The organism is Acinetobacter sp. TUM15071 (genome assembly GCF_008980925.1).
Lineage (GTDB): Bacteria > Pseudomonadota > Gammaproteobacteria > Pseudomonadales > Moraxellaceae > Acinetobacter > Acinetobacter dispersus.
In genome coordinates, this window is the sequence record NZ_BKGB01000012.1 from 36,827 (window position 1) to 63,600 (window position 26,774).

Annotated in this window: 29 protein-coding genes; 18 read left to right on the forward strand and 11 right to left on the reverse strand. The window is 39.1% G+C overall.

Annotated elements, in window-relative coordinates:
- Positions 1-46: 46 nt before the first annotated feature.
- Positions 47-1,579 (reverse strand): NAD(P)/FAD-dependent oxidoreductase, encoded by a 1,533-nt coding sequence (locus tag GBI66_RS12415; protein ID WP_151716313.1) that lies wholly within the window; start codon positions 1,577-1,579, stop codon positions 47-49.
- Between the two features lie 115 nt (positions 1,580-1,694).
- Here GBI66_RS12415 and GBI66_RS12420 point away from each other — a divergent pair, with 115 nt between their 5' ends.
- The 5 genes from GBI66_RS12420 to GBI66_RS19465 all read left to right on the forward strand — a co-directional run bounded on the left by GBI66_RS12420 (position 1,695) and on the right by GBI66_RS19465 (position 6,594).
- Complete coding sequence (locus tag GBI66_RS12420) at positions 1,695-2,720, forward strand: AraC family transcriptional regulator (RefSeq protein WP_151716314.1); 1,026 nt, start codon at positions 1,695-1,697, stop codon at positions 2,718-2,720.
- Positions 2,721-2,823: 103 nt separating this feature from the next.
- A complete protein-coding gene (locus tag GBI66_RS12425) occupies positions 2,824-3,537 on the forward strand; it encodes a response regulator transcription factor (RefSeq protein WP_151716315.1) in 714 nt (237 codons plus the stop codon).
- A gap of 85 nt (positions 3,538-3,622) precedes the next feature.
- The gene (gene iaaH / locus GBI66_RS12430) at positions 3,623-5,086 is read left to right on the forward strand and encodes an indoleacetamide hydrolase (RefSeq protein ID WP_151716316.1); all 1,464 of its coding nucleotides are present in this window, start codon (positions 3,623-3,625) and stop codon (positions 5,084-5,086) included.
- Between the two features lie 179 nt (positions 5,087-5,265).
- Positions 5,266-6,297: a M20/M25/M40 family metallo-hydrolase gene (locus GBI66_RS12435; RefSeq protein WP_151716317.1), complete on the forward strand. Its 1,032-nt coding sequence runs from the start codon at positions 5,266-5,268 to the stop codon at positions 6,295-6,297.
- 147 nt (positions 6,298-6,444) lie between these two features.
- The gene (locus tag GBI66_RS19465) at positions 6,445-6,594 is read left to right on the forward strand and encodes a hypothetical protein (RefSeq protein WP_005212443.1); all 150 of its coding nucleotides are present in this window, start codon (positions 6,445-6,447) and stop codon (positions 6,592-6,594) included.
- A gap of 85 nt (positions 6,595-6,679) precedes the next feature.
- Here the strand turns inward: GBI66_RS19465 and GBI66_RS12440 are convergent, their stop codons facing one another.
- The 3 genes from GBI66_RS12440 to GBI66_RS12450 form a co-directional block, all read right to left on the reverse strand.
- Positions 6,680-8,059 (reverse strand): heavy metal sensor histidine kinase, encoded by a 1,380-nt coding sequence (locus GBI66_RS12440; protein WP_151716318.1) that lies wholly within the window; start codon positions 8,057-8,059, stop codon positions 6,680-6,682.
- Positions 8,049-8,732 (reverse strand): heavy metal response regulator transcription factor, encoded by a 684-nt coding sequence (locus GBI66_RS12445; protein WP_004806928.1) that lies wholly within the window; start codon positions 8,730-8,732, stop codon positions 8,049-8,051. The genes GBI66_RS12440 and GBI66_RS12445 overlap by 11 nt, the downstream gene beginning before the upstream one ends.
- Positions 8,733-8,862: 130 nt before the next feature.
- On the reverse strand, positions 8,863-9,468 hold the full coding sequence (locus GBI66_RS12450) for a DoxX family protein (RefSeq protein ID WP_151716319.1): 606 nt from the start codon (positions 9,466-9,468) through the stop codon (positions 8,863-8,865).
- 162 nt (positions 9,469-9,630) lie between these two features.
- Here GBI66_RS12450 and GBI66_RS12455 point away from each other — a divergent pair, with 162 nt between their 5' ends.
- From GBI66_RS12455 to GBI66_RS12510, 12 genes are all read left to right on the forward strand, one after another.
- Positions 9,631-9,906: a hypothetical protein gene (locus tag GBI66_RS12455; protein WP_151716320.1), complete on the forward strand. Its 276-nt coding sequence runs from the start codon at positions 9,631-9,633 to the stop codon at positions 9,904-9,906.
- Between the two features lie 69 nt (positions 9,907-9,975).
- Positions 9,976-10,836, forward strand: a complete 861-nt coding sequence (locus tag GBI66_RS12460) for a DUF692 domain-containing protein (protein ID WP_151716321.1) — start codon at positions 9,976-9,978, stop codon at positions 10,834-10,836.
- Positions 10,787-11,545 carry a DUF2063 domain-containing protein gene (locus GBI66_RS12465; protein ID WP_005188351.1) on the forward strand — a complete coding sequence of 253 codons (759 nt, stop codon included), beginning with the start codon at positions 10,787-10,789 and terminating at the stop codon, positions 11,543-11,545. Before GBI66_RS12460 ends, GBI66_RS12465 begins: the two co-directional genes overlap by 50 nt.
- Positions 11,542-12,162 carry an RNA polymerase factor sigma-70 gene (locus GBI66_RS12470; protein WP_005188352.1) on the forward strand — a complete coding sequence of 207 codons (621 nt, stop codon included), beginning with the start codon at positions 11,542-11,544 and terminating at the stop codon, positions 12,160-12,162. Before GBI66_RS12465 ends, GBI66_RS12470 begins: the two co-directional genes overlap by 4 nt.
- Positions 12,156-12,335: a zf-HC2 domain-containing protein gene (locus GBI66_RS12475; protein WP_004653549.1), complete on the forward strand. Its 180-nt coding sequence runs from the start codon at positions 12,156-12,158 to the stop codon at positions 12,333-12,335. The genes GBI66_RS12470 and GBI66_RS12475 overlap by 7 nt, the downstream gene beginning before the upstream one ends.
- A 199-nt stretch (positions 12,336-12,534) precedes the next feature.
- Complete coding sequence (locus GBI66_RS12480) at positions 12,535-13,524, forward strand: acyl-CoA desaturase (protein WP_151716322.1); 990 nt, start codon at positions 12,535-12,537, stop codon at positions 13,522-13,524.
- A complete protein-coding gene (locus GBI66_RS12485; protein WP_151716323.1) occupies positions 13,521-14,834 on the forward strand; it encodes an NAD(P)/FAD-dependent oxidoreductase in 1,314 nt (437 codons plus the stop codon). The genes GBI66_RS12480 and GBI66_RS12485 overlap by 4 nt, the downstream gene beginning before the upstream one ends.
- Positions 14,800-15,615: a DUF1365 domain-containing protein gene (locus GBI66_RS12490; RefSeq protein WP_151716324.1), complete on the forward strand. Its 816-nt coding sequence runs from the start codon at positions 14,800-14,802 to the stop codon at positions 15,613-15,615. The genes GBI66_RS12485 and GBI66_RS12490 overlap by 35 nt, the downstream gene beginning before the upstream one ends.
- Positions 15,590-16,789 (forward strand): cyclopropane-fatty-acyl-phospholipid synthase family protein, encoded by a 1,200-nt coding sequence (locus GBI66_RS12495; RefSeq protein ID WP_151716325.1) that lies wholly within the window; start codon positions 15,590-15,592, stop codon positions 16,787-16,789. The genes GBI66_RS12490 and GBI66_RS12495 overlap by 26 nt, the downstream gene beginning before the upstream one ends.
- A gap of 34 nt (positions 16,790-16,823) precedes the next feature.
- Positions 16,824-17,603: a DUF1295 domain-containing protein gene (locus GBI66_RS12500; RefSeq protein ID WP_151716326.1), complete on the forward strand. Its 780-nt coding sequence runs from the start codon at positions 16,824-16,826 to the stop codon at positions 17,601-17,603.
- A gap of 8 nt (positions 17,604-17,611) precedes the next feature.
- Positions 17,612-18,661 carry a cyclopropane-fatty-acyl-phospholipid synthase family protein gene (locus GBI66_RS12505; protein WP_151716327.1) on the forward strand — a complete coding sequence of 350 codons (1,050 nt, stop codon included), beginning with the start codon at positions 17,612-17,614 and terminating at the stop codon, positions 18,659-18,661.
- Positions 18,662-18,694: 33 nt separating this feature from the next.
- Positions 18,695-20,023, forward strand: a complete 1,329-nt coding sequence (locus GBI66_RS12510; protein ID WP_151716328.1) for a HAMP domain-containing sensor histidine kinase — start codon at positions 18,695-18,697, stop codon at positions 20,021-20,023.
- Here GBI66_RS12510 and GBI66_RS12515 read toward each other — a convergent pair.
- From GBI66_RS12515 to GBI66_RS12535, 5 genes are all read right to left on the reverse strand, one after another.
- Positions 20,020-20,715, reverse strand: coding sequence for a response regulator transcription factor (locus tag GBI66_RS12515; protein ID WP_033132829.1), 696 nt, complete (start codon positions 20,713-20,715; stop codon positions 20,020-20,022). The genes GBI66_RS12510 and GBI66_RS12515 overlap by 4 nt on opposite strands.
- A gap of 15 nt (positions 20,716-20,730) precedes the next feature.
- Entirely contained in the window at positions 20,731-21,225 is a 495-nt protein-coding gene (locus GBI66_RS12520) for a chalcone isomerase family protein (RefSeq protein WP_151716329.1), read from the reverse strand.
- Between the two features lie 61 nt (positions 21,226-21,286).
- A complete protein-coding gene (locus GBI66_RS12525; RefSeq protein ID WP_151716330.1) occupies positions 21,287-21,655 on the reverse strand; it encodes a roadblock/LC7 domain-containing protein in 369 nt (122 codons plus the stop codon).
- Between the two features lie 34 nt (positions 21,656-21,689).
- On the reverse strand, positions 21,690-22,256 hold the full coding sequence (locus GBI66_RS12530) for a nuclear transport factor 2 family protein (RefSeq protein ID WP_151716331.1): 567 nt from the start codon (positions 22,254-22,256) through the stop codon (positions 21,690-21,692).
- Between the two features lie 156 nt (positions 22,257-22,412).
- On the reverse strand, positions 22,413-22,712 hold the full coding sequence (locus GBI66_RS12535) for a DUF3817 domain-containing protein (RefSeq protein WP_151716332.1): 300 nt from the start codon (positions 22,710-22,712) through the stop codon (positions 22,413-22,415).
- Positions 22,713-23,144: 432 nt separating this feature from the next.
- On the opposite strand from GBI66_RS12535, the gene GBI66_RS12540 reads away from it, so the two are divergent.
- A complete protein-coding gene (locus GBI66_RS12540; RefSeq protein ID WP_151716333.1) occupies positions 23,145-24,119 on the forward strand; it encodes a nitronate monooxygenase family protein in 975 nt (324 codons plus the stop codon).
- Positions 24,120-24,237: 118 nt separating this feature from the next.
- On the opposite strand, the gene GBI66_RS12545 is transcribed toward GBI66_RS12540, so the two are convergent.
- Both GBI66_RS12545 and GBI66_RS12550 read right to left on the reverse strand, forming a co-directional pair.
- The gene (locus GBI66_RS12545; protein WP_151716334.1) at positions 24,238-25,482 is read right to left on the reverse strand and encodes a trans-acting enoyl reductase family protein; all 1,245 of its coding nucleotides are present in this window, start codon (positions 25,480-25,482) and stop codon (positions 24,238-24,240) included.
- A 36-nt stretch (positions 25,483-25,518) separates the two neighbouring features.
- A complete protein-coding gene (locus GBI66_RS12550; protein WP_151716335.1) occupies positions 25,519-26,415 on the reverse strand; it encodes an acetoacetate decarboxylase family protein in 897 nt (298 codons plus the stop codon).
- Between the last annotated feature and the right edge of the window lie 359 nt (positions 26,416-26,774).

The window sequence follows — 26,774 nt, forward strand, 5'->3', positions numbered from 1 at the left end:
TTTCATTCAAGGACAATCCAAATGCAGAATGGATTAATGAGGGAATTTAAACAGCTATTTTTTTGGCTTGATCGTCTATCTGAGCTTGTGACTGTGCCGACTTTTGTACCTGAGTGTAGCTTTCCAGATCAAAACGACGAGTACGTTGACGGTATTCCAGTGTAAAACCTGGCCAATTATTGGTATTTTTACCCGTCGCGGTTTGGTACCAGCTGGTGCAGCCTTGCGACCACATGGTTGACTTCATACGCTCCTGAATTTCTTGATTAAACTGTACTTGAATTTCGGCTTTCAGATCGGTGAAGGATAAATTGTTTTGGATATGGGTTTGAAGCGCATCCAGAATATAGTTCACCTGACTTTCAATCATATACACAATTGAGTTATGCCCAAGATTAGTATTGGGGCCATAGAGCATGAAGAAATTAGGGAAGCCGCTTACGGTTAAACCTAAATAAGCTTCTGCGCCATCGACCCATTGGTCTTTTAATTTTTTGCCATTCAGTCCAGTAATTTGCATGGGTGCCATAAACTCAGTTGCCGCAAAACCTGTTCCATAAATAATGGCATCGACTTCGCGGTGTTTGCCATCTTTATCGACAATACCATTTTCAGTAACTTCCTGAATCGCGGTATTGATGACATCGACATTTGCACGAACCAGACTACGGTACCAATGATTGGAAATCAAAATACGTTTACAGCCAATCGGGTAGTCAGGCATCAGACGATGGCGGAAAAGTGGGTCTTTGATTTCCTCACGGATATGCCGTTGAAAAATATATTCGGCTAAAGGAATTTCATTCAGTGTGGCGGTAAAGCTCTTAAGGCGAATTTCGTTATAACTATATTGGAATACACGATCCAGACTTTGCAAAATTGGAAGTTTTTGAAATGCTTTTCGTTCCAATGTTGAATAAATACGGTCTGGTTTTGGGATGACATAAGGTGCGGAACGTTGATAGATATCTAAATGGGCTACTTGTTTTGCGATCTCTGGGACAAATTGAATCGCACTGGCACCTGTCCCAATGACTGCCACACGTTTATTATTTAAGTCGTAGTCATGCTCCCAACGTGCTGAATGAAAAGCTTTTCCTTTGAAACGATCCAAACCTTTAATTTTCGGGTACGCGGGGCGGTTGAGCTGACCCACCGCAGCAATCAGAAATTCTGCCTCAATTTTTTTCCCAGTTGAACTCTGAATCTGCCAAACACCTTGAGTGGCATCAAAATCAGCACTGGCAATCTCAGTATTAAACTGGATATGCGGATAAAGCTGATGTTTCTCGGTGCAGTGTTTTAAGTACTGATGAATTTCCTGCGATGAACCATAACGGTTTTTCCAGCCAAGATCTTGTTCAAAAGAAAATGAATATAGGTGAGAAGGAACATCACAAGCAGCACCTGGATAGGTATTGTCACGCCAGACACCACCGACATCATTGGCTTTTTCAAATAAGGTAAATTGTTCAAATCCAGCAAGTTTGAGCTGAATGGCTAGCCCTAATCCACCAAATCCAGTTCCAATAATGGCGATACGAATATTTTTATTTGAAGATAATTGTTGTTTAAACATAACGGACTCAAGTGAAAAGTATCATGTATTGCTTGCAGAATAATCGTTTCGTGCATTGATTTAGAGGATGGATCAGGACAAAATATTGTGATTAGCGGACATTGAGAAAATAGGTTTGAACTACTTATGGTCATATCAACGTAGTATCCATAGTGTTCGTCTCATGGCAGATTTTGCGGCTGAACTGGGGGTGAGTCATGCACAAATCCTCAAGGGAACAGGACTGGAGCAGCAACAGTTGCTTGATCCAAATATGTTGGTAACTGGGCAACAGGAATTACAGCTGATTCGCAATTTAGTCCAGACATTTAGCCAGAGACCTTCGCTTGGCTTGGAGGTTGGTCAGCGTTATCACTTTACCACCTTTGGTTCTCTCGGCTTAGGCTTGATCAGTAGTGCGAATATTCGTGAAGCTTTGAACTTTGCTTTGGCCTATTTTCCTTTATCTTTTGCCTTTAGTCAGTTTGTGGTATCAGAACTACCTGAGACTGATAATATTCGAATTGATATAGAGGTAGATGAGGGAATTCCTCAAATATTACGGCAATTCATTATTGAGCGAGATATTGCTGCACTGATAAGCGTCCAACATGATTTGATTCCAGAGAATCTCTGCCAAAAAGTAGTATTTGGCTTTCAGTCCTGTGGAGAACAACAGCCTTATCATGAATTGTTTGGGGTGGCGCCTGAATTTGGTGGATCGAAAAGCTTTATTATCTTAAATGCAGAAAAAATAGATCAAAAGCTGAGTATGGCAAATGAACTGATGCTACATTCAGCTGAGCAACAATGCCGAGAAATACTGGATAAGCGACAATCTCAAAAAAAATATACCGATCAAGTCCAGCACATCCTTATGAATAGCAAAGGGAAAATTCCAGCGATGGAAGAGGTTGCAGATCGTTTATATCTAAACTCCCGCACCTTACGTCGTTATTTGGTTCAAGAACAAACCACATTTATTAAAATCAGGGAGGAAGCCCGAAAAATGATGGCAAACTCCTATTTGTCTTCAACACAAACTTCAATTGAGCAAATTTCTGAATGGTTAGGCTATGCTGAACCTGCCAGTTTTATTCATGCTTATAAACGCTGGTATGGCAAAACGCCTCATGCAAGCCGACTAAAAAATAAAGTGTAGCAAATAACGATTCAGTAGCATATAAAAGATAGACAAAAGGGAATAACTGTTCATCTTGATTCCAGAGTGGGCAGGCGTCAGGAAGATAGAAAGGTAGCAGGCGATGCTTTTAGAACACGACTTAAATCCATCCGAATTTAGTCTTTTGTCAGAAATATTATGGAAACTAGGTTCAGGAAAAGGACAGGAGAGTTTACGTGAAACAGTGTTGGTAGATATTGCGACTCTATTAAGAGCCGATTTTGCTGCTTCTTATATTTGGGATGCAAAACAGCATCTATCCAAACAAGGCATTATGTGGCAAATAGATCCCAAAGCAATCCTAGAATATGACCGTATTTGGCAGCACGATGACCCAATTACGTCTCGGCTGCGGGAACGGCAACAAGCAACTTTCGTGAATGAAATCATTTCGATATCAGAACTAAAGAAAACGGATTATTACAATGAATTTTTACGACCTTATGGTCTGTATCATGGTTTAAATATCTATTTTGTTCGGGATGGGATAGATATTGGCGATTTGCGTATTTGGCGCGCCAAAGACTCGATTATGTTTAGTGAACGAGAGAAAAGAATCTTAAATCTAATTGAACCTTATATGACTCAAGCTTTGCCGATAGATTTATCGACCCAATACTTTTTAACTCCACGGGAGCAAGAAGTGGTCATATTAGTGAGTAAGGGATTGAGTGATAAGTATGTTGCCAATTTACTGGATATCAGCTTCACCACGGTGAGGACGCATTTAAAAAGTGCCATGAAAAAAATGGGTTGTCATAATCGTACTGAAATTGCTGCATTGATGCATTCTTAATGGTCTCCTCAATTTTGAGGATATCTAATAAACTGAAAGCGGTACAAATTATAAACATTATTACTTAAATGGATTTTAAGTCACAATGTTAAATATCAAAGAAAAAGTATTTTTAGATCAATGTATTCATCTTGATAAAGTAACAATCAAGGAAATTACAGCACTAGTTACTGAGCGCAAAGTTTCTTGTGAACAATTGGTAGATCACTATTTTGAAAAGATTGATGCACAGCAGTCCCTCAATGCTTTTATCAGTCTTGATTATGCTGCAGCGCGTCAACAGGCACAATTTTGGGATCAATCTATTGCAGAAGGCAAACCTTACCCTGCATTAATCGGGGTATTGCTGGCGGTAAAAGATAATATTCATGTTGCTGGTTTTAGCAATACGGCAGGAACACCTGCCTTAATCGGATTCAGACCCAAAGTAACGGCTCCAGTGATTCAAGCATTGATTGATCAAGGTGCGATTGTTGTGGGTAAAGCCCATATGCATGAATTGGCATTTGGCGTGACAGGTTATAATACCGCGATGCATATTGATGGTGTGATTGGCACTCGTAATGCGGTAAATCCTTTACATATTGCAGGCGGTTCTTCTTCGGGAAGTGCAGTCGCGGTTGCTACAGGCATGGTGCCGATTGCAATGGGGACTGATACAGGTGCATCGGTCAGACTACCTAGTGCATTGAATGGCTGTGTTGGTTTTCGTCCAACGATTGGACGCTATGCTCAAGAGAGTATTACTCCAATCTCTCATACACGTGATACCGCAGGCCCAATGGCACATTCGGTATCTGATATCATCTTGATTGATCAATTGATTACTCAACAACAAATCCCAGCTCGTATATCGATGCAACCCATGAGGCTTGGGCTATGTGCATATTTTTGGGAAAACCTGGATGAAGATGTTCAGCAACAGGCTGATCAGGCACTGCAACTTTTAAAAAATGCTGGGATTGAAATCATCAGTGTGGAAATGCCTGAGTTAGAGCAGCTGAATCATCGTATTTCTTTTCCAGTGGTGATCTACGAAGGCAAATATGACTTGATTGAATATTTAAAAAATCATGAAGTTGGAATAGATCTAGACGCTATTGTGGAGCAAATTTCAAGCCCAGATGTGCAGCAACTCTTTCAGCAAAATATTTTGCCTGAATTGATTGTGGATGACGCGGGTCAGTCTGTGGCGGTCGAAGCTTTATATCAGGATGCGATCACAACGGCTCGACCACAGTTGCTTTCACTCTATGAAAAAACCTTCAATGAATATCAACTCAATGCTTTAATTTTTCCAACCTCAGCCATTGTTGCGCCACTGGCAAATGAGCAAGTGAGTTCAATTGAAAATTTCCAAAGGCTGATTCGCAATACCGATCCGGGGAGTAATATTGGCTTACCAGGGCTGAGTTTGCCGATTGGCTGTGGCACAAAATCAAAATTACCTGTCGGATTAGAAATAGATGGTTTACTGAATACTGATCATGAGATTCTTGCGCTTGGCGAAGTACTCGAACAGATTTTTAGCAGTTTAAATCATGGCTAAAATAACCTCGGTCTCAGTACAAAGCCTGTTTCATTGAGAACGGGTTTTGTCGGTCATTTGGAATAAGCCGCGATATGTTCCTGATTGGAGAACAACACAAGATACAAATCGAAATGGCAAATCACCATGCACAAATCTAGTATTAAGCCTACTTTATAAAAACGGTTTAAATTTGTTTTATGTTTTTTAATAAATTTTTAGGTGTTTGTGTTTTAACTAGCATGTTTGCAATCAGTGGTTGTCAAAAAAACGAGCCGCATTCCAAAGAAAAAATTGAAGATGTGAGTCAATCTGGTTTAAAACTGGATGCAGCACAGATGATGACGCATTTACATGCATTTGAACAAATTGCCAAACAGCATGGTGGCAATCGTGCTGTGGGTACGCAAGGTGGTTTAGCAAGTGCAGATTATATTTTAGATCAGGCCAAGAAAGCAGGTTTTAGTACAGAGCTTCAGACTTTTGAAAATCGGGAAAAGACCAAAGGCAAGAATATTATTGTGGAGATTCCCGGAGAATCAGCACAAAGCATAATTTTGCTGGGAGCACATTATGATTCAGTCAAAATGGGACCTGGCATCAATGATAATGCTTCAGGTGTGGCCTTGTTGCTCGACTTGATGACACAATTATCGAGCCAAAAAGTAAAACCGAAACACACCATTTATCTGGTATTTTGGGATTCGGAAGAAGTAGGGATTGCAGGTTCTCAAGCTTATGTGGAGAAACTGACTGCTGAACAGTTAAAAGCCATTAAAGCCTATATCAATGTGGATATGGTCGGCACCAAAGATCCTGAAATCCTGATTGCAGATGGTGATAAATCATCTCTAGATGAAATGGAAAAAATGTTAAAAGAGCGTGGCATGCAGGAACAGGACTATAAACCACTCCTTGATGGTTTACGTAGTATTCCAAGTCATAGCGGTGATTTAGCATTAGAGAATACGCTCAAAGCATTTTTTAAAGCAAAAAATCTGGAAATTAAAGAAGATGTTGCAACCCTAACCGCAAGTGATACAGCACCGTTCTTAGATAAAGTTCCAGTGACCTCTGTGATCTTATTTAATGAGCAAATGAAAGGCGATGAGCTTGAGTTCGCACCTTGCTATCACAAAGCATGTGACACGATTGAGCAGGTCGATCCAAAGTCAATGCAACTGGCAGGTGATGCTGTGGTTCATTTATTAACATCTTTAGATCAAGACTAATATCCAACTAAGGGATCATCTATATTGGATCAACCGCTGTAGTATTAAGCATTGATAAAAATGACAAAATTGTCATTTTCAGGTCATGCTGCTGTTGGGCTACCTGTTCTATCTTATAGAGAGTTAAGAGAGAACAGGTAAATACAAATGAAAGCATTGGTTAAACTCATCCTGATCGTATCATTTGCATCAACAGCAAGTCTAAGCTACGCAGATGGTGGATTAATGTTCCTAGAGAAAAATAAGGAACGTAATACTGTTATACAAGGCAATGATGGTCAGAATCCATCAAAGTAATACAGAATTTCAATAGTAGGATCATAACGCTTAGGGATGAGCTTTATGATCCTTTATCGTATTTGGGCTGCTAAATTAGCCACCTTTATTTATGGAAAATAATCCGAAAAACGATGTTTTCACCTTCAATAAATACATCAATTGCCGCATCATGAATTTCGATAATCGATTTGGTAATGGCTAACCCTAAACCTGTACCATCTTCAGCCTTGTGTCGCGATGAGTCCAGACGATAGAAGCGGTCAAAGAAACGTGAAAGTTGTAAAGATGTGAGCGTCTGCATTTCAGCGGGCACTTTATTTTTAATCAGAATCACAGAGTTTTGAGCATCTTCACTTAACTGGATTTGCAAAACAGAATCAGCTTCGCCATATTTAATTGCATTAGAAATCAAATTATTAAAGGCTCGACGGATCATTGCAGGTTCAGCTTCAATATGTGCCTGACCTAATTGCTCTAAATGAATGTTCTTATCTGAAGCAAATGCTTCAAAATATTCAAATAGGATCTTCATTTCTTGCGCTAAATCAATATTCTTTTTACTTTTTAGCGCCAGATTATGATCCGATTTTGCTAGAAAAAGCATATCTGAAATCATTTTTGCTAAGTGTTCGTATTCTTCCAAATTTGAAAAGAGTACATCTTGATATTGCTCAATCGTTCTTGGTTTAGTTAAGGAAACTTGGGTTTGCATCATTAAATTATTGATCGGTGTTCTGATCTCATGGGCCAAATCGCTTGAGAATGCAGAAAGTTTATCTACCGAAATTTCTAAGCGATCCAGCATGTCATTGAATGCTGTAGCTAATGGTGCAAGTTCAATCGGGATATTTTTCAGATCTAGACGATTGGACAGATTATTTGCAGAAATGTTTTCTGAAAGTCTTGCCATGTTCCGAATCGGACCTAAACCTTGCCAAGTGGCTAACCAGCCTAAAAACATCAGACCAATCACACCGAGAAGACCAATAATCAGTAGTTGCTGTTTAAAAGAATGTAAGAAGTAGAAATTATCGGTGACTTCAATTGCAGCAATGATTTGCATGTTTTGATTGGTTTCGCCATAGCGAAGAACCTTATTCACCATGATGCCTTGGTAGCTTTGATTGTTGTTTTTCCAATTCATCCATTGCCCATTTTTAGTTTGAATTAATTGGCTGAGATCGGTGTGGTTATTCTTTTTATTATAAATGGTTTGACCATTGGCCAGTTTGATCTGGATCACCAGATTATCATGCCCAATCAAAGCCTCATCTAAACCGTCCTTAAAATTGCTAGGTTTCTGTTGGAATAGGTTTTCGATCAGCTGAATTTTACCTTCAATTTCTTTTTGATTTTGTTGGTAAAAATAATTAACCACATGTTGATTGACGAAGACGCCCATAATGACCAAGATCAAAATCGTGAATAGAGTGGAAATGAAACTGATTCTAAAGCCAATAGAACGAAATAATTTATTGCTCATCTTCGATCTCTAAGACATAGCCCATGCCCCGAATGTTTTTAATCAGCTTAGGGCTAAAATCTGTATCTATTTTATTTCTGAGCCTGCGAATAGCGACTTCAACCACATTGGTATCGCTATCAAAGTTAATATCCCAAACCAAAGCAGCGATCAGTGATTTTGGTAAAACTTCACCTTGTCTACGCATAAACAGTTCAAGTAAGGAAAACTCTTTAGCTGTCAGGTCAATTCGTTGCCCAGAGCGGACGACACGACGTTTAATCAAATCTAGATGCAAATCAGCGACAGAGTAAAAAGTCTGTTCCTCTTTGATCTGACCGCGTTTTAACAAGGTTTTGATTCGTGCCAATAATTCAGCGAATGCAAAGGGTTTAATCAGGAAATCATCTGCACCCAATTCTAAACCTTTAACGCGATCTTCAATTTGATCTCTGGCTGTCAGAAATAGAACGGGTAGGAAGGTATTCACTTTGCGAATTTCAGTGAGGATTTTCCAGCCATCCAGCTTCGGAAGCATGACATCTAAAATAATCAGGTCATATTGTTCTGTCACAGCATGATGCAGACCAGAAATGCCATCTTGGCTCCAATCTGTCACATAGCCTGCTTCGGTTAAACCTTTTTGGAGATAGTCTCCCGTTTTTTGTTCATCTTCAACGAGAAGTATTCGCATTTTTCAACATAGCCCCAAATCTTGTTTTGTCATTTTAGCGTCAAAGATAATCAGATATTTATAAATGACAAAATTGTAATATTGCAGTCAGCTTCCTGACTTTATTCACGTTGAAACCATTTTGACAAAACTACTTCGAAAATTTTCGCTTTATCCAATAATCTAAACTGAAATAACGACCACCACCCAATACGATTAAAGCCAATAACATGATCAGATAAGTAACAGCAAACTCAATTCCATTATTTAAAATCACAAATGAGCCACTGGATGTTAGCCAGTCATAATTACCGTAGTTTTCTAGAATTCCCCGAGCTGCTTCCAGTTTTTCAGCAGAGGCGAGTACTTGTGCATTGGCAAAGGGTGCATTGGGATCGGCTATCGCTTGCCAGCCATTTGGCAGATGTACAGTGAAAATGGCGACGAGCATGGTAATGATCAATGGAATACTAATCCACCGTGTCAAAAGACCAAGCGTTAAAAGCACAGCCCCAGCAAGTTCTGTTGATGTTGCTAACGTTGCCATGAGGTAAGGAAAGGGTAAACCCAAGCCCCAATCACTATTACCGAACCATTCCACCGTATCTTGAAAATGCATCAGTTTATTCGTGCCAGCCATCCAAAAGATTGGAACAAGATAACAACGTAAGGCAAGTGCCGCGATGCCATCCGCATGTTTGAGTGCTGAGCAGATGTTTTGATAGTACTGAGTCAGCGCATACAAAAAGTTCTTCATGATAATTTCACACCGAATAGGATTGAATGATCATTAGTCGGGTGAGGATTCAATTTCTTACATAAATTTTTTTTATTTGCACTGTAATAAATCGAGATTTACGCCGTCTAACTTTATGTACCTTTGTACAAACCGAGCATTTACCTTAAAAGGAATAGAAAAATGAGCAAACTTAATTCGATGACTTCAGTTGCAGCGTTATTAGCACTCTCTGTTGCTGGCGTAACCCAAGTGACTGTTGCAGCAACGACAACGACGACAGAGGCCCATGCAAGCAAAGCTGCTGATGGAAAATGTGGTGAAGCGAAATGTGGCGCCAATAAAGCCAAACAACAGCAAAAATCTGCTGAAGCTAAATGCGGTGCAGCCAAGAAAGCTGCTGATGCAAAATGTGGTGCAGATAAAAAAGTGGCTGACGGCAAGTGCGGGGCCAAATAATCCCTTCAATCATGGGTGATGTCGGTCTAAAGCTTAGGTCGGCATCATTCTAATCATAGGAGTTTCACCATGGCTGAATTGGCTGGTGTAGGTCTGGGTTTAAGACGTGAGTTTATTGATGCGTTTTTAAATGCAGATACTCATCCAGATTTTATTGAAGTTGCTCCTGAAAACTGGATGGGCTTTGGTGGTCGGCACGCCAAGCTGCTTGGACAATGTGTTGAGAAAGCACCTTTAATTTGTCATGGATTATCTTTATCCATTGGTGGACCTCATCCACTCAATATTGAATTTATCCAGCAGGTTAAAAATTTTCTACAAAGCTATCAGGTGCAGATTTACTCAGAACATTTAAGTTATACCCATGATGGCGGCTATTTATATGATTTATTACCAATCCCGATGACAGAAGCTGCTGTTGATTATGTGGCGGAGCGTATTTTGCGGGTACAGGATATTTTAGGGCAGAGGTTGGTGATTGAAAATGTCTCTACCTATTTAATGCCCAATGCAGAAATGCGTGAAGCAGAATTTGTACGTGAAGTGCTGCTCAAAGCAGACTGTGAATTGCTGCTTGATGTAAATAATGTCTATGTAAATAGTATTAATCATGGCAGTGATGCATATGGTTTTATTGATGCGATGCTCAAAGATCGGATTCGTTACTTACATGTGGCAGGTCATGAACAAGTTGAAAAAAATCTATTGATCGATACACATGGCGCAGCAATCAGTGATCCTGTTTGGCAACTCCTTCAATATACCTATCAAGTTTGTGGGATTAAGCCGACTTTACTGGAACGTGACTTTAATATTCCATCTTGGCAACAGTTACAAAATGAATTGACCAGTATTAAAAAAATGCAACAGGAGGGTCGTGATGAAAGCAAGACAAATATCCTTTCATACCACGCAGCGACAGTTCTGTGACTGGATTCGTGATCCTGAATTAGAGCTACCACAAAACTTTGCAGCGCACCGTATGCAGGTCTATCGTGATTTGTTGTTTAATAATGTCTGTTCATTTATCAACTTGGTCTTTCCTGTAGCGCGTAGCATCTTACCTGAACAGCAGTGGCAGCAATTATTGGCAGAATTTTTTCAAAAATCACAGTGTCAGTCGCCGTTATATAACGATATCTCGCTGCAATTTCGGGAACATCTCACGGAACAACAACATCCACTATTGCAGCAATATCCTTGGTTGGCAGAGCTATTGCAGTATGAATGGTTAGAACTTTATTTGGACACAGTCGAAATAGAAAGTCCTACTCCGACAGAAGATAAAAATTGGCAATTGATCACCCAAGTTTGGATATTGGCCTATCAATATCCCGTTTATAACTGGACAACGACAATGAGGCTTGAACAGGTAGAACCTGCGCCAAGTGCTATTATGGTATGGCGAGATGATCTAGATCAGGTCTGTGTTGAACCTTTGTCACCTTTATTCGCCATGTTGCTTGAACAACTGAACCAAGCGAAGTTAACCGAGTCAGATCTTTATCAACTGATCAAGACTGTGCTTCCTGAGTTTTATGAACAGGAAATTCAACAACAAATCTATGCGTTAAAAGCGTTATTAACTCGGTTAAGATTAATTCATATTCCTCATAATAATGATGAGATACAGGGATGAGTTCAGCTTCAGCAAAAAATCACGATGATCTATTCAATCAATTGCACAATCCTGCTTTTTTGCAAGATTTAAGACAACAGATGCTGAAATTTGCAATTTTACAACTGTCTTCAATACAGCAAGCTGAAGATGTGGTTCAGGAAGCACTGACCAGCGCGTTTCAACATCTGGACTCATTTAGCGGACGGGCGGCTTTTAAAACCTGGGTGTTTGCAATTTTAAAAAATAAGATTATTGATTTGATTCGGCAGAAATCTCGTTTAGTCAGCATGAGTGAATTGTTTAAGGATGAAGAAAGTGAGCTGAGTATAGATGAGCTATTTGATGCTTCTGGACATTGGCATAAATATGAAGCACCACAAGCATGGCAAAGCCCTGAAGAAATGATGGAGCAGCAAGATTTCTGGATTATTTTTGATGCTTGTCTTAATCATTTACCTGCCAAATATGCACAGGTATTTATGCTACGTGAGGTGATCGAGCTGAGTTCCAATGAAATTTGTGAGAAGCTGGAACTGACGGTTTCACATTTTAATGTACTAATGTATCGCAGCCGCACCCGACTACGTGAATGCTTAGAAAATAAATGGTTATTGCAGGAGGATTGCTCATGTTGACATGCCGCCAAGCCACCCAATTATTATCCGAGAAACAGGATAGAGCATTGCTGTTACGAGAGCAGAGTAATCTGCAATTGCACTTATTTGCTTGTCGTTCTTGCCGTCGTTATGGCAAACACATGAAAACTTTAAGTGTGTTATCAAAACAATTTAAAAATGTTGATCATTAAGCTTTTAAACTACTCAGTTTAGGCTATATTAATATGCTCTAGGGGATATAAGATATTAATTTCTAAAATAATATTTTTTAAGTTTTTTGCACAAAGATAAAGAATAAGCGCTAGGCCTGAATGCTATGGGCTTCACATAAATTTCATATCGAATTGACTAAGATTATAAGCATAAGAAGAGATGGGTTAGGAACAATCAATGTTAAAGTTTTTTCTGGGATGGATAGACAGTTGGTCAATTACACATTCTTCTGAATTAACAGAATTCGAAGCGTCTAAAACCAGCAAAGATACTCAGATCCAATGGTTGCGAATTATTCCGTTTATTTTATTGCATATTGCTTGCTTAGCTGTGTTTTGGGTGGGCGTTTCATGGTTCGCTGTCTGGTTTATGATTCTCTTCTATATGATTCGAATGTTTGCAATTACAGCATTCTTTCATCGTTATTTATCACATAAAACATTTCAAACATCACGCTTAGTACAGTTTATTTTCCTTCTGATTGGAACCATGAGTGCGCAACGCGGTCCATTATGGTGGACGGCGCATCATCGTTATCACCATCGTTTCACCGACACTGAACATGACCCACATTCATCGACACATGGGTTTTGGTATAGCCATGTTGGATGGTTCTTGAATCAGCAGAACTTTTCCACTCGCAAAGAAATTATTAAAGATTGGCTAAAATTCCCTGAGATTGTTTGGTTAGACCGTTTTAGTTTTGTCATTGTTTTAATAACCGCTTCTGCGATTTATTTGTTGGGCGACTGGCTCGCAGTTGCTTATCCCAATTTAGGTACATCGGGACCGCAATTGCTGGTTTGGGGTTTTGTGGTTTCAACGGTGTTATTGATCCATGCGACTTTATGTATTAATTCGCTCGCTCATCTTTATGGACGTAGGGATTTTGATACCAAGGACAATAGTCGTAATAATCTGTTTTTGTCGATCATCACTTTAGGTGAAGGTTGGCATAACAACCATCATTATTATGCAGGGAGTACACGGCAAGGTTTTTTCTGGTGGCAAATTGATGTCACTTATTATGTTCTGAAAGCGATGTCTTTTTGTGGACTCATATGGGCAATCAAGCCTGTGCCTCAACGGATATATGATGCGCATAAAATCCATCTAGACAGTTTGAAAAATAAGATAGAAAAGAACAGTGACGGGGGTGTTTTATGAAAATTGCAATCGTCGGCTCTGGGATATCTGGATTATATGCGGCTTGGAAGTTATCAAAACAGCATCAAGTTACCATCTTTGAAAAAGAAAACTATTTTGGTGGACATACCGATACACATGAGTTTCGGATTGATCAAAAAAAAGTTGCCATAGACAGTGGTTTTATTGTTTTTAACGCACATAACTATCCATTATTTAGTGCGATGCTTGCCGAGCTTGGAGTCAAAGCACAGAACAGCGACATGAGTTTTTCAGTCAATAATCAGGTGACGGGGCTACAATATAATCCTTCAAAAAAATGGTCGTTATTAACGAGACCACAAAATTTTCTAAATAAAAACTTTCGCTTAATGTTATCGGATTTAGTTCGCTTTTATCGAGAAAATAAAGAGATTGCTGTTGATGAACTTGATACAAATTTAAGCATTGAAGAATATCTCAATAAACATGGTTATTCACAAGTCTTTAGAGATGAGCACTTATATCCAATGTGCGGAGCACTCTGGTCAAGCCCTGTGGAGCAGATTGGCAAGATTCCGTATAAGTTTGTCGTTAGTTTTTTTCAGCATCACCGGATGTTGCAATTAAAAGATCGCCCACAATGGCAAACGGTCAAAGGCGGATCAGCATCTTATATCTACGCGATTCAGCGTGAATGCCCAACGCTGATTTGGAAGAAAACTGAAGTACAACATGTAATAAGAAGTAAAAATCATATTTCAATTATAACGGCTCATGGGCAAGAGCAATTTGATTGGGTGATTTTTGCCAGTCATGCCGATGATACTTTAAAGTTGCTTAAAGAGCCTTCCGAGAAAGAGCATGACATATTAGGGTGCTTTGCTTATCAAGATAACGTGATGGTCGTCCATGCTGATAGATCAATCATGCCAAAATCCCAATCGCAGTGGGCCAGTTGGCACGTACATGTTACAGCTCAAAAAGAAGCTTCGGCGGATAGCGTTCATTACGGGTTTAGCTACTGGATGAACAGTTTGCAGAATCTGGACTGTAAGACGCAGGTTTTTTCTACGCTCAATCCAAATATGCCAATCGCCAAAGATCATATTTTTGTTGAACGACATTATCGGCATCCTGTGTTCAATCAAACTGCGATTGCAGCACAATCTCGTTGGCATGAGATAAACGGCTACAAGCGCAGTTCATTTTGCGGTGCTTACTGGGGATGGGGATTTCATGAAGATGGTGCGAGAAGCGCTGACCGCGTCGTGAACCATCTGATGTCAATTGCTGATGAAGATATGGGGGGACTCGATGTTAGAAGCTCAACTTGCAATTGCGAAAGCTAAAATCAGGCATCGCCGTTTTAGTCCCAAACCTCATCAGTTTGAGGCGACATTGAGCTATTTATATTTTGATCCAGATCGAATAGCGGAAAACCTCAAACAATCAAGGTTATGCTCTACAAACCATTGGAATATTCTCAATATATCCGATCAGGATTTCCTTAAAGGCTATAGCGGTAATTTGCGAGAGAAAATAACAAAAATTTTATTGCAGCAAGCAGACACGATTTTGACCCCACAATCAGAAATCCGTGTGTTGGCTTTACCACGAAGCTTGGGTTTTAGTTTTAATTCGGTTGTGTTCTATTTCATTTTAAATCGTCAAAAACAGCCTGTCTTCATACTGAGCGAGATAACCAATACACCTTGGAATGAACACAAGGTTTACGTACATGATTGCCAGCAGAAGTTGAAAAATCATAGTCCTTATGACAGTTATGAGTTTGATTTCGAGAAAAGTTTTCATGTCTCGCCATTTATGCCAATGGATATTCAATACAAATGGAAATTTAACTTCTCTAATACTCAAAATGTGATTCATATGCAGCTTTATCAAAATCAGCAATTCATTTTTGATGCAACGATGCGGTTTGGATTAGCGCACATCACACTTCCTTCACAGCTTAGTCGTTATGCTATTCAACATATATTTGAACCTTTCAAAATGTTAGCTTCAATTTATGTACAAGCATTTCAACTATGGCTTAAAAAAGTTCCATTTTATCGACATCCCAAAAAGAATAAGGATTTAGAACGAGATGATAAAAACGCTAATTTTTGGTGAACAAGACACACTTCCATTGGTTTTACGCGGCTTGCTGAAACTTCGACATGGACAAATTCACTTTCGTGGTGAATGGAATGGAACTGTCGGTGAAGTTTCTGATCTGGAAGTAACTGTAGATATTCATCACAAAGATCTAATTGATCTAATTTTTAAGAATGGTGTGCTTGGTGCCGCGGAGGGCTATATTCGTGGCTATTGGAGTAGTGAAAATCTGGTTGAATTGATTCAAATATTGGCAAGAAATCGCGACGTTTTGGATAAGATCAATCAAAACCTTATATCTCAAGCCAGCCAATTGTTATTAAAAGCATGGTATAGATCCCGCAAAAATTCGTTGGCAGGCAGCCGTAAAAATATTGCGGAGCACTATGATTTAAGTAATGAATTTTTCAAATTATTTCTTGATTCTTCCATGATGTACTCTAGTGCAGTGTACAAGCACAAGGAGATGACGCTAGAGCAAGCTTCTGATTATAAAAAAGAGTTGATCTGTCAGAAGTTACAACTTAAACCCATGGATCATCTGGTTGAAATCGGTAGTGGCTGGGGAGGTTTTGCTATCTATGCCGCTCAGCATTACGGCTGTAAAGTAACCACGATTACCATCTCACAAGCGCAATATAATGAAGCAATCCAAAGAGTTGCCAATGCTGGTCTAAGCCATCGAGTTAATGTCCAACTTAAGGATTATCGGCTACTAGAGGGGAAATTTGATAAGTTAGTTTCGATCGAAATGATTGAAGCTGTTGGTGAGCAATATTTATCTAATTACTTTAATCAATGTAGGTCTTTATTAAAACCAAATGGCCTAGGTCTGATTCAAGCCATTACGATTGAAGATGCACGATATAAAAAAGCACTGCATAGCGTAGATTATATTAAGCGCTATATTTTTCCCGGGAGTTTTATCCCATCTATCAGTGTGTTAACACAAGCGGCTTCAGAGCAGAAGTTACGCTTGAAACATCTGGAGGATATTGGCCAAAGTTATGCTGAAACCATTCATCAATGGCGGGAACGTTTTTTAAATGCCGAAGCACAAGTTCTTGCTTTAGGTTTTGATGAAAACTTTATTCGAATGTGGGACTTTTATTTGTGTTATTGCGAGGGCGGCTTTAAAGAAGGGGTCATTAGCGATGCACAGCTTTTATTTGAAGCAAGCCCTTATTAATTATCCACTGATTTAACGTATCAAGGAGACAGTGATGTTGTGGCAATTGTTTTTACTTGATGCTGTGTTAATGACAGGTTGTTGGTTATGGGCAACATACAATCACCGTGCTGGCATTGTTGATGTTGTTTGGAGTTTTTGCATTGCGCTGAATATTCTGCTGACTGCATGGTTAGTGGATGATGCTTTGATTCATGTCAGGTTGTTTATTGGCATATTCAGTTCAATCTGGTTTATGCGTTTAAGTTGGCATTTATGGCGTCGGTATCAAGCGGAATCAGTGGAAGATCGCCGATATGCCAATATGCGTCGTGCGATGGGGAAATATCAACATATTGGTTTTTATTCCTTTTTTATGTTTCAAGCAGGTTTGGCAATCTTATTTACCATCCCGATGTGGACTTTGCTTCATGTGCCGAGTTCTGTCTGGAGTCCACAAACCCATGTTTTTTTGATCATTGCGGGAATTGTTATGCTGATTGCATTTCTAGGTGAAGTGGTCGCAGATCAGCAATTGTTTCATTTCAAGCAACAAAAACAAAATGATGGCAAAACCATGGATCAAGGTCTGTGGCGTTATTCGCGGCATCCCAATTATTTTTTTGAATGGATACACTGGTTTGCATATCCAATAATAGGACTTGCAGCAGGGTTATACAGTCTATGGATATATCCAGTCTTGATGTGGCTATTTTTGTATTACATCACTGGTATTCCATTCAGTGAGCAACAAGCATTTAAAAATCGGGGTCAAAATTATCTCGATTATAAAAAACGAACTTCTATGTTTATTCCGTGGAAACCCAAAGAGTAGGTACGCACATGGACTTTATTATTAATCAATCATTAAAACTTGTTGAAAGTGGTTTAGTACCTGATCAGGCGATTCGTGCGGCAATTCGTGCGCTTAGCAAGAAGCGTTTGATTCAAGAGGGCCGCTATGACCCAGAACAAGGCGCTCAACGTTATATGGATGTGCTGAACATGTTGAAGCATAGCCAGATCGCAATTGAAACCAATAAAGCCAATGAGCAACACTATGAATTGCCCACGGCTTTTTTTGAGGCGGTTTTAGGCAAGCGGCTCAAATATAGCGCTTGTTTCTTTCCACATGATCGAACTGGATTAGATGAAGCTGAAGAGTTTGCATTGCAGATTTATAGCGATCGTGCCCAGTTAAACGATGGGCAACACATTTTGGAATTAGGGTGTGGTTGGGGTTCATTTACGCTGTGGATGGCAGAGCGTTATCCAAACGCAAAAATCACGGCTGTTTCCAACTCAGCGACCCAACGTCAGCATATTCTGTCCAAAGCTGAAGCAGCTGGTTTGACCAATATTGAAGTCATTACCTGTGATGTGAATATTCTTGAATTAGAGCAAAACGCGTTTGATCGTGTTGTTTCAGTTGAGATGTTTGAACACGTACGGAATTACCAAAAGCTTTTTGAAAAAATTCAATCATGGCTCAAAGCGAATGGACTGTTATGGTGTCATATTTTTTGTCATCGATTTTTACACTATCCTTTCGAAATCAAAAGTGAATATGACTGGATGTCGCGATACTTTTTTACAGGTGGATTGATGCCTGCAAGTTCGACATTTTTACACTTTCAACAGCATCTGGAATTGTCGCAACATTGGCAGTGGTCAGGTACGCATTATGAAAAAACGGCAAATGCATGGCTGGAAAACATGGATCGTAATGCTGAACAATTAAAACCAGTTTTTGAAAAGGTGTACGGGCAAGATGCGGCGGCATGGTGGCAACGTTGGCGTATCTTTTTTATGGCTTGTGCTGAATTGTTTGGATTTGAGCAGGGGCAAGAATGGATCATTGGTCACTTCCTGTTCAAAAAGAAAGCCGTATAATTAAAACAAGCAGTTATGAAAATAGGCTAAATTATGTTCAAAACCCATAAAAGCGATACCAATAACCGTCCACTGAGTCGGATGTTTAATCGTTATTATTGGTTGCAAATTGGACTAATCGCGCTTTCAATTATTATTGGGATTGCGTGCAGTGCCTGGGTGATCAAAGGCTCATTGCTTAAAACTGCACTTGAACAAGAAATGGAGCATTACTGGATGCGTGTTGATCGTAATCCAAATGCTGATTTACCCGATACTAAAAACTTATATGGCTACCGTTGGAAAAGTGAAAAACCACCTTTAGCATTTCAAAATCAATCGCTAAAACCAGGTGTTCACCGAATCTTTGTCGACGGCAAAGATCGTATGACCGTTTATGGTGAAAAAAATGGGCAGCATGTGCTACTGGTTTTTGGTGAAAGCAATGTCAATAAAATCGTTTGGATGTTTGGTTTAGCACCGTTAATGTTCAGTCTGATTGTGCTGTATAGCATCTTATGGTGGTCAAATCGGCGGGCCAAACGTTATTTTTCGCCAATTACCCGTTTAGCAAATGCCTTAGAACATATTGATTGGGCACATCAGTATAAGGAGGCATCTCCATTCCAAGGAATCGGTACCAATGGCAATATGGAAGCTGAATATTTAAAACAAGCATTAGAAAAATACCATCAAGTATTGAGTGAGTTTATTAACCGAGAGCGCGAATTTACAGGCGATGTCAGTCATGAATTACGGACACCATTGACGATTTTAAAAGGGAATGTGCAGCTGTGTCAGGTCAGATACGGTGAAGATAAATCACTGCATCGTATTTCGAATACCATTGATGATATGCAATTACTGGTTGAAACTTTGCTGGCAATTGCACGTAATACAACCAATACATTGATTGCAGAGCATGTGAAGTTGTCCAATATCATCAGCGATTTAGTCAGAGATCTGGAACCTGTCAGTCAAGGCAAGGGCGTGCAGATTTTTGTACAAGATGATGCTGAGGAATCAGCCCGATGGATTTATCCTTCAATGACTAAAATGGTGTTGAGCAATATTTTACGCAATGCACTGAATTATTCTCAAGGTTCTAATATTCATATCATTCAACGCAAAAATAGTATTCTAATTGCCGATAATGGGATTGGTATTGCAATGCCAAATGATTGTAAGGTTCAGGAGTTAAATAGTTCACAACTTCAACTTACCGCCAAAGGTCACGGCATTGGTTTACAGTTGGTTAAGAAATTATGTACCCAGTTGGGCTGGCGAGTTGAGTTGTTCGACCGACAATATTATTTAAATACACATCCTCATCTGCAATTGGAAAATACAACAGGCTTAATCGTCGTCGTATATATAAATTAATGCGCTGTCATATCCAAAGCAACTTTTAGACCTACACCAGATATGGTATGGATCAATTTTTCCTGAAAAGGTTTATCGATCATCTTTCTTAAATTGTAGATATGGCTACGTAATGCATCGCTTTCAGGTTCTTCATCGCCCCACAGCTCGATAATAATTTCTTGTTTGGTAATCACTTTGGGAGAGTTTCGCATCAAAATTTTTAATAATTTGAATTGAATACGAGGGAGTTCAATTGATTGACCTGCGCGTGTTATGGTTTGAGTCGCACTGTCTAGAATCAGATCGTGAATTTGAATTTTACTGCTTGATACTTCACCAAGAGATCGCTTAATCAGTGCACGCACACGCATGACCAGTTCATTAAAATCAAAAGGTTTTACGAGGTAGTCATCTGTTCCTGCGCTAAAACCTTTTAATTTGTCATCGAGTGTATCTCTGGCGGTTAACATCAAAATAGGAATATCTTTGCCTTGATCAATTCGGAGCCATTCACATAAGTCATACCCTGAGCCGTCAGGTAAATTGATATCCAGCAAAAGTAAATGATACGGATGTGTTTTTAAAAAGTTACGGGCGGCATCGAGGTTACGTGCATGATCCACCACGAAGCCATGTTGTTCTAGAAATTCACAAACTGTGGCGGCAAGCTCATAATGATCTTCCACCATAAGAATAAATTGATTGTTCATAATAATTAGATCAAGTTATTGATTTAGTAATTGTTGCTTTAATTTAGCATTAAAAGGTGAGCTTCCAAACCATATTTTGAAATATTGATTCGCTTGTGGGTCTGTGATCGAACCTAACAATTTCTGATTAAGAGAGAGCTTTAATTGTTGGTTCATTTGATTATAGGCTAAAGAATATAAATCACCTTTTTTTACAGATTTGTACAGTTCAGTAATTTGGTTTAATACAGAGTCGTTAGCAAAATTGCTAATATTTTTTTTAAGATAATAGTTGGCTGCTTTTTTGAATGCCCATTCTGGAATATTTTGGTCGTAAGAAAAATCTAATTGAATATTTTGACGTTCCCAATTCTGATGGCAATTGTCCGCATAGTAGCTGACAGTGCCTACTGTTTTTGCAGTAACGACTAAAGGTGCTGTTTTACATTTCTGCATATTTGCATAGGCTGGATTAGAATTTAATATCAGTAATAAAAAAATACATCCCAATTGCATAAAATAATTATTCATTTTTTTCACCTAGATGCTAATGTTTAGTCAGTCTGTTTTATTTCTATATACAGAGTCATATTTAATAAGTGTAGAAGTTCAGACCACGTTCAATCCTTTGAATTTCATAGCTTGCATAGCCTAAATTGGTTTGAGTACGGTCTAAAATTGCATAGAGGAAAACACTATGGTTGGTTTCTAGTGGCGTAATAATGTGGTATTGATGATCCGTACTCATGAGCACACTTTCTAGAAAATCATGAGGACTAATTTCATCCATTAACTTTTTCTGGTAGTTGAATAGATTCACACCTTCAGACACCACGAAATCAAAATTAAAAAACTCTTCACCTATAGTTTCTAAAATAGAACCATCAAAAGCATCGACTAAGGCCAAGATAATTAAACCTTCAATCTTATTTAATTGTTCTAATAACGAAATATTGTTCATAGTTTATTCTGCACTTATTTGCGTAAATCTTAGACTATTTCTTAAAGGGGAGAAGCAAAGAATAGCCTGCTCCGATATATGGAACAGAGCGATATAAACCATTCGCTGGGTCCCAATAGTCTTGTTGAAATATGATGAGATGTTCAGCATTCACTTTGATTTGGCTAATGCCATAGGAAGACATTGTTTTTATTCGACCAAACATTTTAAAATCATAGGTCATTTGCCAATGAATATAAGCAGAGTCATTTTTATGGGTTGCACTAATTAATTTTACCGATACCTTACTGACATGTTTATTCATTCCCTCAAAATGCTTCATCAGCTCTTTTTTAGTTGAGAATTGAGAGAGTGTGTCATTTATGTATAAATTATCAGCATAGAGTTGGCTTGCATTTTTTACAAAATTTACTGTGCCCATACTATTAAATGCGGAAACAAAATCCTGACCAATCATTTGAGCTTGTGCATCACTTAAGGGGATTCCACGGATTTGTTGATTTGCTTTCTCATAATCAGCGGTATAACTCGATATGCTTTTACAAGCAACTAAGGAGAGTAAGCTCAGTGTTGAGATAGCCAGTGTTTTTATAACATTCATATTGATGATCTCACTCCTTTTAAAATTATAATAAAATTTGGAATGTGAACCAGATGTGAAATCACGCATTGATCTGGTATGAATAGCTTTTTTATTTTTCAAACAATAAAAAAGGAAATCATTAGATTTCCTTTTTTCAGTATCAATTTAAGAGCCTTATAGTTTGGCTTGACGTTGTGCAATGTATTTTTCGTTAAAGAAGCCACCAAATGGAATAAAGGCAAGCACAAATAATCGAAACAATTCTACGCCAGACCAAAGTGAAGCAGTACGGACTAAGTTCCAAAGATAGAATAAAAATGCCAGACCATGAATCGGCCCCATGATCTTTGTCGCTATCGGTAAATCAAATGCGTACTTGAGTGGAATCGCCACGAGGAATAGCAACAATAAAGTGACGGCTTCAAGCACAGAAGCAAACCGCATCTGTTGCAACTTCTTTGTCATTGCGCTCATAAAATAGCTCCAGGAGATTGATAAAAGAATAAAAATTAACGAAGCATATCATCTTTAAGAGCCAGCGCATTGATATTGTTGGTAACGATTCTTATTTGATGATATCGATAAAAGGGAGATCATATGGCAGCAAAAGAAAAGAATTTGCTACATATTCATGGCATGACCATGAGAGGCAAGAATCATTGCTGATTAAAATCAAGTTCGGTAAAAATATAATATATTGATATTTAATTAAATAATATGTTTTTCCCATTCAACTGCTTAGTCATTTTACTTACTAAGCAGTCGTGAATGTAAAGTTTATGCAACTTGTTGCATAAAAACTTTTATCTAGATATGATGAAGTGAATTTTAAAAAAGTGAAATGCTTCTTATTTCTAAAAAAGGCTTTATCTATTTGAAATAATGAGTATCTAAAGGATAAAATTAATGTCAAAAATTCCAGAATTAATGAAAAACCTGAGACTCCCTGTAATTGGTTCACCGTTATTTATTATTAGCACGCCCAAGTTGGTGCTGGCTCAATGTAAAGCAGGTGTCATTGGTTCGATGCCAGCATTGAATGCACGACCTGCCGAAAAGCTTGAAGAATGGTTAAAAGAGATTACCGAAGGTATCGCTGAACATAATGCCTTACACCCAGACCGACCGGCGGCACCTTTTGCAATCAACCAGATCGTGCATAAAAGCAATAATCGTCTGGAACATGACATGGAACTAATCGTCAAATACAAAGTACCGATTGTGATCACATCTCTAGGTGCACGGACAGAGATCAATGATGCGACACATAGTTATGGTGGTGTCGTTTTGCATGATGTCATCAATAATACCTTTGCCAAGAAAGCGATTGACAAAGGGGCAGATGGTTTGATTGCAGTGGCTGCAGGTGCTGGTGGTCATGCAGGCGTCAAAAGTCCATTTCCATTAATTCAGGAAATTCGTGAATGGTTTGATGGACCTTTGGCTTTGTCGGGTGCAATTTCTACTGGTGATGCAGTTCTTGCGGCACAGGCGATGGGAGCAGACTTTGCTTATATTGGTTCTGCATTTATTGCCACACATGAAGCCAATGCCGAGGATGCTTATAAGCAGGCGATTGTCGATCATAATTCAGATGAAATTGTCTATTCCAATCTATTTACAGGTGTACATGGTAACTATCTGGCACCAAGTATTCGTGCAGCGGGGCTTGATCCATCCAATTTACCCGAAGGTAATCTGAAAGATATGGATTTCAGTACACCGAATGAAGATGGTACACAGCATAAGGTCAAACCATGGCGTGACATCTGGGGATGTGGTCAAGGTTTAAATGCAATCAAAGCCACTACTTCAGTCGAAGAACTCGTGAGCCGACTTGAAAAAGAGTATCTCGCAGCAAGAAAACGTCTCATGCTTTAAGGTTTAAAATCAGGCCTTAATTTCTAAGGCCTGATGAGTTTTATGATGCTGTTTTTAACAATGAGTATTCACTTATTGAAACGTTTCCCTCAGAAAGTCGAGTTAAAAACAGAAGATTTTAAACCTGCTCAAAAGTAAGCCCAGCATGTTTTGTTAAACGTTGAATAAATCGATCATCAAACATGGTCGCAGGTGTCCAAAAGCCACCTTGAGCAGTCGATTTTTTGCCATCTTTGGCATGGTCAATGGCAAGACTCAGCGCTGCTTGTCCCAACATCTTTCCTGTAGAACCATAACCAGGATCACGATCACCAGTCACTTTGACTTTTAGACTTTGTCCTGCATCGGTTTTACCCACAAAACGTAAGTCAAATCGTCCTGCCAATTGTTGCTCTGGCGTAGGGCCTTCTCCCGGCTTTGGTAATAGGTAACGTTCCATCACTTGGCTAATCGGTTTACTGACCGCAGCGAGCATAAATGCCCCCAGACCAGAGACCACAGCTAAGGCTTTTAAACGTCCTTTGAACCCTTCACCTGTCAAAATCGCTTCGTTGTAGCGAAAGTTGTTGCCATAGGCATTACCCGATAAAGCATTAGAACGCTGTACCACACGTTCATTTACAGCAGCCATGACAAAAGGCGCAATCCATGCATTAAAATCAGGGTCGAATTTGGCGCTTTTGATATAAATCTGTCTTTGGGTATTGCCATGACCTGCGGGGCAGAGAATATATGGATTAAGTAGATCTTTACGCAATGCAGGATCAGCCGCAGCTTCTTGAATCACATTGATCAAACTCGCGACTGTACCGCCAGATGCACCACCTTTTAAGGTTTTAACCCGCATGGAAACTTGAGTGGCAGGTGCATTAAACTGCTGTTGGGCTTGTTGTTGCAGGTAATAAACGCCCATATCGGATGGAACTGAATCAAATCCACAGCAATGCACAATACGCGCACCTGATTGCTGTGCTTGCGCTTCATACTTGGTGATCATGTGTTTAATCCACTGGGTTTCTCCAGTTAGATCACAATAATCTGTTCCGTTATTCACACAGGCTTGAATTAGCGGTTCACCATACAAAGCATATGGACCAACCGTTGAGACGACCACACGTGTTTGTGTACAGAGCGCATCGAGTTCGGTTTGATTATTGGCATCGGCAACCAAGATCGGAACAGCCTGTCCAGCAGGGCCAAGCACATCTTTGACTTGTTGTAATTTCTGCTGGGAACGTCCAGCAATTGCCCAGCGGATCTGTTCTTTTTGAGTGGCAAAATATTTGGCCAAATACTGGGTTAGAATCTGGCCGACGAAGCTAGTCGCACCAAAGACCACAAGATCATAATTTAATTTTGTCATTACTTGTTTTTCCTTAACGATTTGATGAGTTGAATATTAAAGTGCTTTGGGCAAATGGAGAATAACTTGTGTGTCTTGAACCACGTCTAAAAGAAGAATCTTCGACGCACCAAGTTCATTTAATAATTGACTTAAAGGACCACCATGACGGACTAATTTGACTTTTCTAGGCAGAAGTTTTTGTCCAAAAGATAAGAGATTAGATTGAACCAAGGTTTGCTGCCATTTGCCATCCACCAGATGTAACATCATCGCTTGACTCATACGTGATTCAGATTTTACCTGCTTTAAGTGAGGTGTTGGTGCAATCAGGCTTAAATCGATTTTGCCCGTTGTATCCTTTAGGCTCGCATTCACGTCTTTGGAGCTGATATCGACCTTAATTTCAGTGAGCCATTTAGGAAGTTGGTAACCATAAACACCACGGACCCTCGCAATTTCTGTATCTACAGGTAGTGCTAAAACATGTGCGTAAAAATGGCGTTGACGAATCGAGTTGATGAGCTCTAAAGCATGAGAACCATGTGCATTAGGCTTACGGACCACAATTGTGACAGAGACTTCATTATATGGATCATTATCACAAACCGAGTATGTAAAGAAGGTAAGGGCGACCAGCCCATAGCCAGGAAAGGCCTGTAAAGGTTCTAAAGGCGCGGGTAATTTTTTCTTGAGCTGTTTAAGTGGGGCTAACATCAGCACTTGTACATTGCCACTACGATAATAAAAATTGGGTGCCCAAACAGGACCAACTCTCGATTCAACCCATTGTTTAGGCGTTTTACGGAAAAAATCAATATTGCCAGCGGCAGGATCCTGTGCAACTTGATCTAAATCGGGATTCATTCTAAACCGATCATAATATCCATCTTTGAGAACATTGACTTTATGTTGTCCAAACTCAACTTCAGTAAACTGTTTATTGCTTTGCATATTCGTAAACCTTTGATTGACCAAGTCATTCAAAATGCCTGCCAATGACAAGAACATTTCTTATATCTGAGTTCACTATAAGATTAAAGTGAACTTTAATGTCAAGCAGCAAAATTTGATATTTGATAAGTACAAAGCTGGTTCGTTGAAACAATGTAAAGAAAATAAGTGCTGAAAACATTTAACTTTGTGAAAAAAATCATTGATCTCAATGAGTAAGTCTATTGATCATTCGTTTATTTTTAATCATTAAATTACATTTTTATTATCAGAATAGGACTAAAAGCATTGACCTTAAAGCGAACTTTAATCTTAGTATAGAAGCACTATCCACACGGATGGTACTTAAAAAATGTAGT